Below are 13,677 nucleotides of genomic sequence, written 5' to 3' on the forward strand. Positions count from 1 at the left end.
TCTATCTTGATCTTTTTATTAAAAAAGTATGCAACATCCCATATTGAGATTGTATAATTAGTTTATTCCCATAAATAATGGGAGAACAGATTAATCCTGATCTAATTAATTTAACTTTACCTAATAGAATACCATTCATTACATTAATACAATATAAATAACCTTTATCGTCAAAGATAAAAATATTGTTTGCATCTAATATTATATCGGTTAACTTGTTTTCTTGTATAAATTGTTTCTGTTCCCAAATGATTTTTCTCTCTCTTATATTCCATGCTATCAATCGATTATTTTGATCTAGAAGGTAGATTGCGTTTTCTGTTACTAAAAAATCTCTGAATTCTCCTCCTTCTATTCTTTCATACCATATTATTTCTCCTGAAAATAAATTTATTGCTGCTAATATACCATTATAAGCTATGGCATAAACTATATGGTTTATAGATTTAATACCTGTTATATCTCGGAAATTCTTCTCTTTTTTATTATAAAGAGAGAGATTTCTTTGCCAAAGAATTTTACCATTATTAAGGAGTATTGAACTCACTATCCCATTACTAGTTCCTACTATTGCTCTATTACATATAAGAATTGGAGAAGGAGTACCACGTATTTTTATAAAAGGGGTATCAATATGAATGGTCCAATTAATAGTACCATCTAATTTATTAAGTACTTGCAACATCCCATTCTCAGTTTGTAACAGAAGACTATCTTGAGTAATAACAGGTATTGATAATACCTCTCCCGCAACCGAGCTTTTCCAGAGAAGGGCACCATTTTTTGCATGTAGTGCATACATTATTGCTTTTTCACTACCGATATAAATTTGATTATCAGATAGGGATATTCCACCAGATAATAAAATTGATTGATTAAGAAATATAGGAGATAAATTTACTGACCAGATAATTTTACCACTATCTAGAGATAGTGCCTTTACTCTCCCCTTTTTATTTGCAATAAAGATATGAGAGTTATTTATAACTGGACATAATTTAGAATGATTCTTCTCCTTTTTTTTATCAATTTGATCTTTCCAAATTTCAGCAATTTTTATTGTTCTATCTTTTTCGTAATCAGAGATTGTTACCGATGTAGTAGTTAGACCTTGATGTAAAAAAAATAAATTAATAATTAAAGATAGTAATATGATTACAGAGTGCTTATAAATTTTGATCATGAAATGTTATTAACATTTACAAGAGATTCAAGTCGAGATAAAATTGCACTTTGAGATAGAATCTCTTGTTGACCTGTATCTAAATTTTTTAGAATAATTGTATCTGATTGTTGTAATTCATTGAGCATTAAAGCAAAACGTGCTCCACATTTATTCGCACGATGAAATTGTGTTTTTAAACTTCCTCCTCCATGATTCATTCTAATTCGTATCAATGGGAAGTAACATCGAATTTCTTCGGATATTTTTATAGCTTTCGCAATATTTTGTATATGGTTTCCATCATATATTAAATATGCATCAATTCTTGATGGAATGATAAAATTCTTATTTTTTATTTCTTTTAACAAAAGAAATAATCTATCTAAACCTATAGCTAATCCAACTGCAGGGGTATTTTTACCACCTAGTTTTTCTACTAAATTATCATATCTTCCCCCAGCACAAATCGTTTTGGTAATATTTTTATTTTTACTAATCCATTCAAATACAGTTCCAGTATAATAATCTAATCCTCTTACTAAATATGGATTTATTCGATATGTAATATCACTAATTTTTAATAAATTACATAAATTAGAAAAATGTTTTTTAGAGGAATCATCTAAATAGTGGCGTAATAATGGTATTTGTTTTTTTTCAAAAATATTTTTAGTATGAGGTGTTATCTTATCTAAAATTCGTAATGGATTTGTATTAATATAAGAATAACATTGTTTATCTAGATAGGTTTTATTTTCGTTTAAAAAATCTATTAATACTTTACAATATTGTAAACGAGATTGTGGTGACCCTATTGTATTAATTTCTAAGAGTATTTCATCACTTATTCCTAGTTTTTTCCATATTCTATTAATTAATAGAATTAATTCTGCATCCGTATCAGGACCTTTTTGTCCAAATACTTCTAATCCTAATTGGTAAAATTGACGGTATCGAGCTTTTTGTGGACGTTCATGTCTAAACATTGGTCCAAGATACCATAGACGTTGCTCTTGATTATGAAACAATCCATTTTCAATTCCGGATCTTATACAACCAGCTGTCCCCTCTGGTCTCAGTGTTAGTTTTTCTCCATTTCTATCTTCGAAGGTATACATTTCTTTTTCTATAAGTTCAGTATAATTCCCAATAGCACGTTTAAAAAGAGCCGTTTTTTCAACGATTGGTAATCGAATTTCACTATAACCATAATTTATTACTATATTTTTTATTATATTTTCTATATTTTTTATAGATTCTACCTCATTAGGAAGATAATCATGCATACCACGAATAGATTGGATATATTTTATCATTTTATTTATCTAATTGATTGACTCTTGTAGTACCAATATAATTTTTTCTTTCATCTAAAAATTTTGCCTTTTTACGAATACGAAATTCTAGTTCATCAATTATTATATGATTCTCAATACGTTCTGAATAATGTACACCATCTTCATAAAAACTACTTTTTTTTCTACCCCCTGCTATTCCTATATTTGCCATAGATGCTTCACCCGGGCCATTTACGACACATCCTATAATAGCAACATTCATAGGAGTAATAATATCTGCTAAACGTTGTTCTAAAATATTAACAGTGTTGATTACGTTAAATTCTTGTCGCGAACAAGTTGGACAAGCAATAAAATTAATTCCTCTTTTACGAATTTTTAACGATTGAAGTATTTCAAATCCTACTTTTACTTCTTCTACTGGATTTGCAGCTAAAGAAACACGAATAGTATCACCAATACCCTCATTTAATAATAAACCTAAACCAATAGCGGATTTTATTGAACCACTTCTTGCACTACCCGCTTCTGTTACACCTAAGTGAAGAGGTTGATTAATCTGAGATGCTAATAATTTATAAGATTTAATGGTTGTCATTACATCAGAAGATTTAATACTTACTTTAAAATTATCAAAATTTAGTCTATCTAATATATCTATATGACGCATAGCTGATTCTAAAAGTGCTTCTACTGTCGGTTTTTTATATATATTTTGAATTTTACGTTCAAGAGATCCAGAATTAATACCTATACGAATGGGAATATTTTTTTCACGAGCACAATCTATTACTGAACGAATTCTTGATTCATTTCCAATATTTCCAGGATTAATACGAAGACAATCTGCACCATATTCTGCAGATTTTATAGCAATACGATAGTCAAAATGTATATCGGCTATTAATGGGATGGTGACTTGTTTTTTTATACATTGAAATGCTTCACTAGCTTCTAATGTTGGTATGGATACACGTACAATATCTGCTCCCGCAGATTGTAGTTCTTTAATTTGTTGTACTGTTTCTGGAATATTAGTTGTTTTGGTGTTAGTCATGGATTGCACCGATATTGGTGCACCATCCCCTATCGGTATCTCTCCTACATAAATTCTTTTTGATTTTCTACGATTAATCTGCATGATCTTCACTTCAATTAATTCTAATGTATAATCAACAATTTTACCTAAACTATAACAAATAAAATATATACATAGTATATATATTTTTTTAAATATTCATTCTATCAATCATCTTTTGGTATTTTATTTGTTTATTAGCATAGATAATTTTTCCAGATAATTGTCCACATGCGGCATTAATATCATTCCCTCTTATTTTACGAATAGTTGTAGTAAAGCCATATTTTTTCAATATATTAGCAAATTGTTTAATTTTTTTATTAGAACTGCTCTTATAAGGAGCATTTGGAAATTTATTCCAAGGAATCAAATTAATTTTACAATATATATTTTTCAATTTTTGTGCTAGTTCATGTGCATGATCAATATGATCATTGATAGTATCAAGCATAAGATATTCGATTGTAATTTTTTTCTTTTTAGAAAGACTCTCTTGAGAGTAGTATTTTTTTAAAGTAGATAATAATTCTTCTATATTATATTTTTTATTTATAGGCATAATTTTATTTCGAATCGTATTATTTGGAGCATGTAAAGATATAGCTAATATTATATCAATAGAAGACTTACTTAATTTATTTAATGCTGGTATTATACCAGATGTAGAAAGAGTAATATGACGTTTTGATAATCCGAATCCAAAACTATCTAACATAATGGATATAGCTGAGAGGACATTATTAAAATTGAGTAATGGTTCACCCATACCCATAAACACTATATTAGTAAGAATATTTTCATTAGTAAGAAGATGTTCTTTCTTTTTAGATATTAAAAATTTTTTTGCTTGCCATATTTGTCCAACAATTTCTGATAGACGCAAATTACGATATAATCCTTGTTGTGCAGTATAACAAAAACTACATTGAAGAGGACATCCTATTTGAGAAGAAATACATAACGTAGAACGTTTTATTTCGGGAATATATACCATTTCAATAACTTGTTGATCTATCTCTAGAGCCCATTTTATCGTTCCATCAGAGGAAATTTGTTCCTTTACTATCGGAGGAACCGATATGACCGCTAATTTTTTGAGTTTATTTTTTAATGTTAGATTAAAATTTGTCATTTTGTCAAAATCATCACAGTAATGATGATATATCCATTTCATCAATTGATTGACTCTAAAAGGAGATTCACCAATATCATTAAAAAATTTTTCCATATTGGTACGATCTAAATCTAATAGATTAATTTTTTTATTCTCATCATTTCTATTCATCTATTATCCATTTTAAGAAGTGACTTTACTTAGTATACTGTGAATAAATATAATAATTTTGAGCAACTCTTTACATCGTATAATGTATTATTTTATTATCTCCGTAGTTAAATAGGATATAACAAGCTCCTCCTAAGGGCTAATTACAGGTTCGATTCCTGTCGGAGATAATTTAATTTTTTATTCTTATGGGTGGTCGTAAAGTTGGAAATAAAATAACATCTCGAATAGAAGGACGATTAGTAAGTAACATAACTAATCTATCAATACCAATTCCTAATCCAGCGGTTGGAGGCAAACCGTATTCTAATGCATGAATATAGTCTTCATCATAAAAAGCAATATCATCGGAACATTCGTATTTTTTGTTTATTACTTGATGATGAAAACGTATAGCTTGTTCTTCTGGATCATTGAGTTCGGAAAAACCATTACTGATTTCACATCCATAAATAAATAATTCAAATCTATCTGTTACAGATGGATTATGATCATTACAACGTGCTAACGGTGAAACTTCTACTGGATATGCTGTAATAAAAGTAGGTTTAATTAAATATTTTTGTATTTCTGATTCAAATATTTCTGTTTGTATTCGACCAATACCCCAATTTTTTTCTATTTTTACATCTATTGATTGAGCAAAAGAACTTAATATAGTAAAATTATCTATATTTTCTACATTTAGAATGGATTGAAAACGACGACAGATTGCTTCTTTCATGGTCATTTTATCAAATGGTTGATTTATATTAACGGTATAATCTTTATATTGTATTATATAATTTCCCAACACACACTTAGTAATAGTACGAATTAAATCTTCCAATAATATCATAAGGTCTTGGTAATCTGCATAAGCCATATAAATTTCTATCATAGTAAATTCAGGATAATGATAGGATGATATCCCTTCATTACGAAAATTACGATTGATTTCAAATAATTTTTCAAATCCTCCAATAACGAGTTGTTTTAAGTATAATTCTGGTGCAATGCGTAAATACATATCCATATGTAGTGCATTATGATAGGTGCGAAAAGGTCGAGCTGTTGCTCCACCAGGTAAAGTCTGTATCATAGGTGTTTCTACTTCTAAAAAATCAAGATTAATCAAAAATTGACGAATTTCTTTTATAATTAATGATCTGTTTTGAAAAACAGATCTTGATTCCTTATTAGTAATTAAATCTAAATAACGTTTTCTATAGCAAGTTTCTTTATCCGAAAGACCATGAAATTTTTCTGGTAATGGTCGTATAGATTTAGTTAATAAACGAATTTCTTTACATAAAACTGATAATTCTCCCATATTAGTTCGAAATAGTTTCCCTTTTATACCAATTATATCCCCTAAATCCCATGTTTTAAATTGAGCATAATCATTTTGCCGAAATAAATGATTATATGATATATAAAGTTGTATTTGTCCTCCCATATCTTGAATAACAGCAAATGAAGCTTTTCCCATTATACGTTTTTTCATTAAACGACCAGCTAGAATCACTTGAATATTTAATTGTTCTAACTCATTTTTGCTTGTTTTAGCATATTGTATATGTAATTGATTAGTAATAGCGTTACGACGAAAATCGTTTGGAAATGCAATCCCTTGTTCACGAATTTTTTTTAACTTGTTTCTGCGAGAGATTAATTCAGTATTAATATCATTTGGATATATTGTTGTATTATTATCTTTGGAAGATGATTGAAACATAAGATAAGATTTCCTATTGTTTTTTATAGTCCTAATTTAAGACTAGTCTTAATAAATTCTTCTAAATTTCCATCTAATACCGATTCTATATTACGAGTTTCTAACCCAGTACGCAAATCTTTAATACGTGAATCATCAAGTATATATGAACGAATTTGGTTACCCCATCCTATTTCAGATTTATTATTTTCTAATATTTTTTTTTCTAAAAACTTTTTATCTTTTTCAATCTTAAATAATTTCGCTTTTAATTGCAGTAAAGCTCTTTCTTTATTTTTATGTTGGGATCTATCACTTTGACATTGTGTAACGATTTTAGTAGGAAGATGTGTAATACGTACAGCAGATTCGGTCCGGTTTACATGTTGTCCCCCAGCTCCAGATGCTCGATAAACATCAATACGTAAATCTGATGGATTAATAGTAATATTAATATTATCTTTTATTTCTGGATAAACAAAAACGGAACCAAATGAAGTGTGACGACGACCTCCAGAGTCAAATGGACTTTTACGTACTAAACGATGAATGCCTGTTTCTGTGCGCATCCAATTATAAGCATAATCTCCTATTATTTTAATTGTTGCAGATTTAATTCCAGCTTTTTCTCCTTCTGATTTTTCAATAATTTCCGTTTTAAATTTTCTAATTTCTGACCATCTAAGATACATACGCAATAATATTTCTGCCCAATCTTGAGCTTCAGTTCCTCCAGAGCCTGCTGTTATATCCATATAACAATCAGAAATATTTTCAGGATTTTTAGCAAATAAATAAAAATATTCAATATTATTAATATGATTTTCTACATTATTTAGAGATTCTTGTAACTCAAGAGCAAATTCTTCATCATATTGATCTTCTATTAGTTCTATTAAATTTATTATATCTGTTATATTTGTCTTTAATTGATTGATTTGATTGACAATTAATTCAAGAATAGTAAGTTCTTTTCTTAATTTTTTTAATTGAATAGGATTTCTCCATATATTAGGAGATTCAAGTGAACTATTAATTGCTTTTATTTCTTTTTTTTTAGTCTTATAGTTAAAGATACTCCATTAAAATATTTTTTCTTCTTAAGATATCTTGAAGACGATTTTTTATGAGATGAATTTCAAATATAGACATAAAATTAAATTACCTTTTTGTAATAACAGTATTGTAAATATCTTAATTTTCAACAGCTAGCTCTAAAGGCCAAATATAATGAATTATTAATTGTATTGTTTTATTTTGCTTATAATTTTTAATATTTAAACTATAAGCTAATTTCACATTATCTTTTTCATTAAAAAGATTTGATTTCATATGAAAAGCAATAGCATCGTATTGAATACCTTGGGAATCTATTGATTCTAATATAAATTTGAAATATTTTCCTTTAACGTTTTTTTTACTTATAATTTTAAAATTTCCATCAAATATAGGTTCAGGAAATCCATTCCCCCAAGGTCCTCCATAACGTAATAATTCCGCAGTAGAGAAGGATAATTCATTCTTACTAAGTTTACCATCAGACCAAATAATATTTCTATTCATAGAAACACAACTTTTTCTAAGTAAATGAGTAAATTTAGAACGAAACCATTCTAAATCTTTTTGAATTATACTTAAACCAACTGCCATAGCATGTCCACCAAAATTTAATATTTTATTAGGATATTTTCTTTTTATTTTTTCTATAATATGATAAAGATTTAAACCTATTATTGATCTTCCCGATCCTTTTAATATATTATCTTCTGCTGGAGCAAAAACAATAACAGGCAGAGAAAAGTGATCTTTAATACGTGAAGCTATAATTCCTATAAGACCTTGATGCCATTTAGGATGATAAATGACTAAACCAGATGAGTCTTTCTGAGTATAATTCGAATTATTACACATTTTCATTGCCTCAACTTCCATTTGTTTTCCTATTTTTTTACGTATTCTATTAAAATAATCTAATTTTTTTATATATTCATGAATTTGAATTCTATCTTCAGCTAATAATAGTTTTACACTTAAAGACATATCATCTAATCTACCTGCTGCATTTAATCTTGGAACAATAAGAAAACTTAGATCTTTTTCACATAATATATTAATAGGATAATGAATAGATTCTACTAATTTACGAATACCTAAACGACATTTTCCTGCACGTATTCTACAAATACCTTGATATACTAGAATACGGTTATTAGTATCCAATTTGACTACATCCGCGACTGTACCTAATGCCACTAAATCTAAAAACTCTGCTAAATTTGGTATTGAAATATTTTTTTGAATAAACCATCCTTGTTGTTTTAAAAATGCTCTTAATGCTAACATTAAGTAGAATGCTACACCAACACCCGATAAGTATTTAGAAGCAAAATTAGAATTCATTAGATTTGGATTTATAATTACATTAGCAGGAGGTAAATTGTTATTTGGCGGAATATGATGATCAGTAATTAATACTTTAATATTATTATCTAATGCTAAATTTATACCATCATAAGATGAGATACCATTATCTACTGTTAAAATGATTTCTGCTTTTTTCATTAAAGCTTCTTCTACTATCTTTGTAGACAAACCATATCCATGTATAAATCGATTAGGTATTAAAAAATCAAGATATTTTGCTCCCATTTTTCTTAATGCTAGTATTACTAAAGCTACACTAGTAGCACCATCAACATCAAAATCTCCTATTATGACTAATCTAGAATCTTTTATTATGGATTCAGCTAAAAGATGTACTGCTTTATCGATATTATTTAGACTTTGATAAGATAATAACGCTTGAGTACTACGATTGATTTGATTAATATTATTAATTCCACGTTGAGCATAAATACGTTTGAGTAATGGAGGAATATTCTTATCTTTTTCCCAAAGTATAGTGTCTTTTATTTTTCGATGTTTTAATTGAATATCCATTCTATAATGAAAAAATAATATAAAATAATGAAATTTAAATAATAACAATAAAAATTATTTATTATAAATAAATATTATTAATAATGAATATTCATTATTATTTGATAGAATAAATAATATTATTAATTAATTAGGATATAATACATATGTGTGAGGAAATTTCACGTCTTAGAGAAAAAATTAATAAAATAGATTTAAAAATTTTATCTCTATTATCTAAAAGAAGATTAGTGTCATTAGATATAGCAGAGATTAAAATTACTTTAAATAAACCAATACGAGATGAAAAAAGAGAGCAGGAATTAATTACTTACTTAATTAGTGAAGGAAAAAAATTAGAATTAGATGAATATTATATTATTGCTTTATTTAAAATAATTCTTGAGGACTCACGAATTATACAACAAAGATATATACAAAAAGATAATATACCAGATATTATACGTATTGCTTTTTTAGGACCAAAAGGATCTTATTCTTATTTAGCAGCAAAAAATTATATTCGTAATATACATAATAAAATTGAGTGGTATAGTTATAATAATTTTATAGATGTAATACAATCTATAGAAAAAGAAAAGACTGATTGGGGTATTTTACCATTAGAAAATACTAGTTCCGGTTTAATAAATGAAGTACATAATCTTTTACAAAAATTTAATATTTTTATAAGAGGTGAAGTAAATTTATCTATAAATCATTGTATTTTGACAACGATTCCTACTAATTTAGATAAAATTAAGTTCATTTGTAGTCATTATCAGCCATTCCAACAATGTAGTCAATTTTTATCACAATTCCCACAATGGATATATAAATATTATGATAGTACATCGGCTGCTATGAAAGCAGTTGCCGATGTAAATAATCCTCATATGGCTGCAATTGGCAGTGAAGAAAGTGCTTCTTTATATAATTTAAAAGTAATTAAAAAAGATATTGCAAATAAAAAAGATAATATAACAAGATTTGTTGTTATAACACGTTATACTTCAAAATTTAGTAACCAAGTAGCCATCCCTATGAAAACTACAATATTAATTTTTATTAAAAATTATTTTATTAGCTCTTTATTAGATATAATTCAGGAATTATTTATAAGTAAAATAATAATAACACGATTGGAATTAATCCCAATTTATGAAGATAATAAAAATGGAAAAGTATTATTTGTCGATTTAGAAGAAAATCTATATAGTTTAAAAATGCAGAAAATACTTAAAAATATGAGAAAAAAAGATATTAATATAAAGATATTAGGTTGTTATCCAATCGCTAATATTTTAGATTAAAAATTATATATTTTTTTAGCGCGTTGAAGAAAAGCTTGAATAATAATATCATTCATATTTCTTTTATAAGAATATCTAAATATTTTTTCTATTATTCTATTATTAAATTTAAAATTTAAAGAGAGTTCTATATTACAAAATGTTTGACGAATTTGAATAAATCTCCAATATCCATAAAAAAATTGAAATGGTCCTTTTACTAAATTAAAAGATATTTTTTTATTTTTAATAAAAATATTATGTGTGATAAATGATTGACGAATTCCTACTTTAGAAATGTCTATTTTTGCTATTAATTCATTATCATGTTCCACTAAGATACGACTATCAATACAATATGGCACAAAAAATCGATAATCATTAATATTATGAACTAATAAGAACATTTTTTCTGCACTATACGGTACAGGGATAGTATATTCAAGATTTGACATAATATAGCTCTAATAATTCATATAGAAAGAATAAAACTTAAAGGAAACATATAAAATTAATAAAATTATTATTCAAAATAAGCAAGCTTATCATAAATATTTTATTGAGAAAGAATTTAAAGCAGGGATTCTTTTAGAAGGTTGGGAAGTAAAATCTCTACGAGCACATAAAGTTAGTATAGTAGATGGATATGTTTTTATTAAAAAAGAAGAAGTATTTCTATATTGTACTATATCTCCTTTATTATCATTAGATAAATCTAACAATATGCTTTATCAATATAATTCTATACGTCCACGTAAACTTTTACTTAAGAGAGAAGAAATTAATTTCTTATCTAGTTATGTTAAAAAGAAAGGGTATACCGTTGTTTTACTATCACTATTCTGGAAAGATCAGAAGGTAAAAGCAACCATTGGTCTTGCTAGAGGTAAAAAAAAATATGATAAACGTATAATTTTAAAAGAACGTGAATGGAGAAAAAAAAAATTATTTCTTACTAAATATAAAAAAAATATTTAGTCTTGTATTTTATTATATTTTTATGATTTAATATAAAAATAAATTTATAATTTTTTTATAATGGGGCTGTTTTTTGGATTTGACGGTATTGGCAATATTTTAGGTGCATGTCGGGAATAAGGTTACCCGTAAATATCCTTCAAAATATAAATGCAAATAAAGTAAAATACGAACCATTAGCTTTAGCAGCTTAGTCAACATTAAAAATGTTGTAGGTTCTCCTTTCTATACTTTGCTCTTGAGTATAGAAAATGGATCATTGAAAAGAGATCGCATAAATATCTTGTCTATAGATATAATGTTAAATCTAATATAGACTAATTTATTGAATTATGTGTTCATCTATAATCAATAAGTGAAAAATAATGATGAAATAAGCATGTAGTACCGATGATAGAGAAATACCGGACGCGGGTTCGAATCCCGCCAGCTCCACCATAAATTTTAAATAAAATAATATTTATAATTTTCTTTAAAAATTACTATTTTATAAAAATCTCTTCTTTCTATTTTTTATATTTCATTAAAAATGAGTATCTCACTCTTTAATACATTAAATTATGTTAAAAAATAAACTCAATACATTATTGCGTATACCTCCAAATTCCCTAGAAGCAGAGCAATCAATTTTAGGGGGATTAATGCTAGATAATAAAAAATGGGATGAGGTAAATGGGGATATTACTGTAAATGATTTTTTTGTTCCTTCACATCAACTTATTTTTAGTGAAATGCAAAATTTATTAGAATTAAAAAAACCTATTGATTTAATAACATTATCTGAATCACTTGAAAAAAAAGGAATATTAGATAAAATTGGAGGCTTTGCTTATTTAGCAGAAATATCTAAGAATACTCCAAGTGCTGCAAATGTTTGTACATATGCGAGTATTGTAAGAGAAAAAGCTGTTATTAGAGATATTATTTCTGTTGCTCAAACAATTATTGAAAATGGATATTTTCCACAAGGAAAAAATAGTGCTGATTTATTAGATTTTGCGGAATCACAGGTCTTTAAAATAGCAGAAAAACGAGCCCAAAAAGATATTGGTCTAAAAAGTATTGATTATGTTCTAGAAAAAACAATTACACATATAGAAAATCTTGCTAAAAATCCTCATCATAGTGGAGTAACAGGTATATCTAGTGGCTATGTAGATTTAGATAAAAAAACTGCTGGATTACAAAAATCAGATCTGATTATTATTGCTGCAAGACCCTCCATGGGAAAAACGGCTTTTGCAATGAATTTATGTGAAAATGCAGCTTTAATGGAGGAGAAACCAATATTAATTTTTAGTTTAGAGATGCCAAGTGAACAAATAATAATACGTATGTTATCTTCTTTATCTCGTGTTGATCAAACAAAAATTCGTACAGGTCAATTGGATGATACTGATTGGCCTCGTATTACGAATACTATAAAATTTCTTTTAGAAAAACGTAATATTTATATAGATGATTCCTCTTCTTTAACACCCAATGAACTACGTTCTAGATCGCGTAGAATATTCCGTGAACATAATGGATTAAGTTTAATCATGATTGATTATCTTCAATTAATGAGAGTCCCTACTTTTTATGATAATCGTACATTAGAAATTGCGGAAATTTCACGTTCACTAAAATCTTTGGCAAAAGAACTTCAGGTTCCAGTTCTTGCATTGTCTCAACTTAATCGAAGTTTAGAACAGCGTGCAGATAAAAGGCCTATTAATTCAGATTTACGTGAATCCGGTTCAATAGAACAGGATGCGGATCTTATTATGTTTATTTATAGAGATGAAGTTTATCATGAAAATAGCAATATGAAAGGTACAGCGGAAATAATTATTGGTAAACAACGTAACGGACCTATAGGAACAGTTCGTTTAACTTTCAATGGAAAATGCTCAAGATTTGATAATTATATAAATGTTCCCTATAAAAATGAATAAATAAAAAAAATACATTATTAATTTAC

The 13,677-nt window shown here is 26.9% G+C and carries 11 protein-coding genes, 1 tRNA gene and 1 other RNA gene; 5 read left to right on the forward strand and 8 right to left on the reverse strand.

Going from position 1 to position 13,677, the window contains the following annotated elements; all coding sequences use genetic code 11:
• Position 1: 1 nt before the first annotated feature.
• The 4 genes from KEC37_RS01750 to rlmN all read right to left on the reverse strand — a co-directional run bounded on the left by KEC37_RS01750 (position 2) and on the right by rlmN (position 4,829).
• A complete protein-coding gene (locus KEC37_RS01750) occupies positions 2-1,183 on the reverse strand; it encodes an outer membrane protein assembly factor BamB family protein (RefSeq protein ID WP_223139463.1) in 1,182 nt (393 codons plus the stop codon).
• Positions 1,180-2,481 carry a histidine--tRNA ligase gene (hisS, locus tag KEC37_RS01755; RefSeq protein ID WP_223139464.1) on the reverse strand — a complete coding sequence of 434 codons (1,302 nt, stop codon included), beginning with the start codon at positions 2,479-2,481 and terminating at the stop codon, positions 1,180-1,182. The genes KEC37_RS01750 and hisS overlap by 4 nt, the downstream gene beginning before the upstream one ends.
• A 1-nt stretch (position 2,482) precedes the next feature.
• On the reverse strand, positions 2,483-3,604 hold the full coding sequence (gene ispG, locus KEC37_RS01760; protein ID WP_223139465.1) for a flavodoxin-dependent (E)-4-hydroxy-3-methylbut-2-enyl-diphosphate synthase: 1,122 nt from the start codon (positions 3,602-3,604) through the stop codon (positions 2,483-2,485).
• Positions 3,605-3,692: 88 nt separating this feature from the next.
• Positions 3,693-4,829 (reverse strand): dual-specificity RNA methyltransferase RlmN, encoded by a 1,137-nt coding sequence (gene rlmN / locus KEC37_RS01765; RefSeq protein ID WP_223139466.1) that lies wholly within the window; start codon positions 4,827-4,829, stop codon positions 3,693-3,695.
• A 97-nt stretch (positions 4,830-4,926) separates the two neighbouring features.
• Here rlmN and KEC37_RS01770 point away from each other — a divergent pair.
• Positions 4,927-4,999 (forward strand) — tRNA-Arg (locus KEC37_RS01770).
• A 2-nt stretch (positions 5,000-5,001) separates the two neighbouring features.
• Here KEC37_RS01770 and lysS read toward each other — a convergent pair.
• The 3 genes from lysS to recJ form a co-directional block, all read right to left on the reverse strand.
• Complete coding sequence (lysS, locus tag KEC37_RS01775; protein ID WP_223139467.1) at positions 5,002-6,546, reverse strand: lysine--tRNA ligase; 1,545 nt, start codon at positions 6,544-6,546, stop codon at positions 5,002-5,004.
• Between the two features lie 23 nt (positions 6,547-6,569).
• Positions 6,570-7,671, reverse strand: a protein-coding gene (gene prfB / locus KEC37_RS01780) for a peptide chain release factor 2 (RefSeq protein ID WP_223139796.1) whose coding sequence is annotated in 2 segments (ribosomal slippage) — positions 6,570-7,595 and positions 7,597-7,671 — 1,101 coding nt in all. Because the reading frame shifts where the segments join, the coding sequence is not laid out codon by codon here.
• A 48-nt stretch (positions 7,672-7,719) separates the two neighbouring features.
• A complete protein-coding gene (recJ, locus tag KEC37_RS01785; RefSeq protein ID WP_223139468.1) occupies positions 7,720-9,465 on the reverse strand; it encodes a single-stranded-DNA-specific exonuclease RecJ in 1,746 nt (581 codons plus the stop codon).
• A 146-nt stretch (positions 9,466-9,611) separates the two neighbouring features.
• Between recJ and KEC37_RS01790 the strand changes: the two genes are divergently transcribed.
• Positions 9,612-10,757: a prephenate dehydratase domain-containing protein gene (locus tag KEC37_RS01790; RefSeq protein WP_223139469.1), complete on the forward strand. Its 1,146-nt coding sequence runs from the start codon at positions 9,612-9,614 to the stop codon at positions 10,755-10,757.
• Here the strand turns inward: KEC37_RS01790 and KEC37_RS01795 are convergent.
• Positions 10,754-11,191: a type II toxin-antitoxin system RatA family toxin gene (locus KEC37_RS01795; RefSeq protein ID WP_223138974.1), complete on the reverse strand. Its 438-nt coding sequence runs from the start codon at positions 11,189-11,191 to the stop codon at positions 10,754-10,756. The two genes, KEC37_RS01790 and KEC37_RS01795, sit on opposite strands and share 4 nt — an antisense overlap.
• A gap of 103 nt (positions 11,192-11,294) precedes the next feature.
• Here KEC37_RS01795 and smpB point away from each other — a divergent pair, with 103 nt between their 5' ends.
• From smpB to dnaB, 3 genes are all read left to right on the forward strand, one after another.
• The gene (gene smpB / locus KEC37_RS01800) at positions 11,295-11,714 is read left to right on the forward strand and encodes an SsrA-binding protein SmpB (RefSeq protein ID WP_246778201.1); all 420 of its coding nucleotides are present in this window, start codon (positions 11,295-11,297) and stop codon (positions 11,712-11,714) included.
• A gap of 62 nt (positions 11,715-11,776) precedes the next feature.
• Positions 11,777-12,152: a transfer-messenger RNA gene (gene ssrA, locus KEC37_RS01805) on the forward strand.
• 122 nt (positions 12,153-12,274) lie between these two features.
• Positions 12,275-13,651: a replicative DNA helicase gene (dnaB, locus tag KEC37_RS01810; RefSeq protein ID WP_223139470.1), complete on the forward strand. Its 1,377-nt coding sequence runs from the start codon at positions 12,275-12,277 to the stop codon at positions 13,649-13,651.
• The last annotated feature ends 26 nt before the right edge of the window (positions 13,652-13,677 follow it).

The sequence above is a fragment of the Candidatus Schneideria nysicola genome, assembly GCF_019923565.1.
Lineage (GTDB): Bacteria > Pseudomonadota > Gammaproteobacteria > Enterobacterales > Enterobacteriaceae > Schneideria > Schneideria nysicola.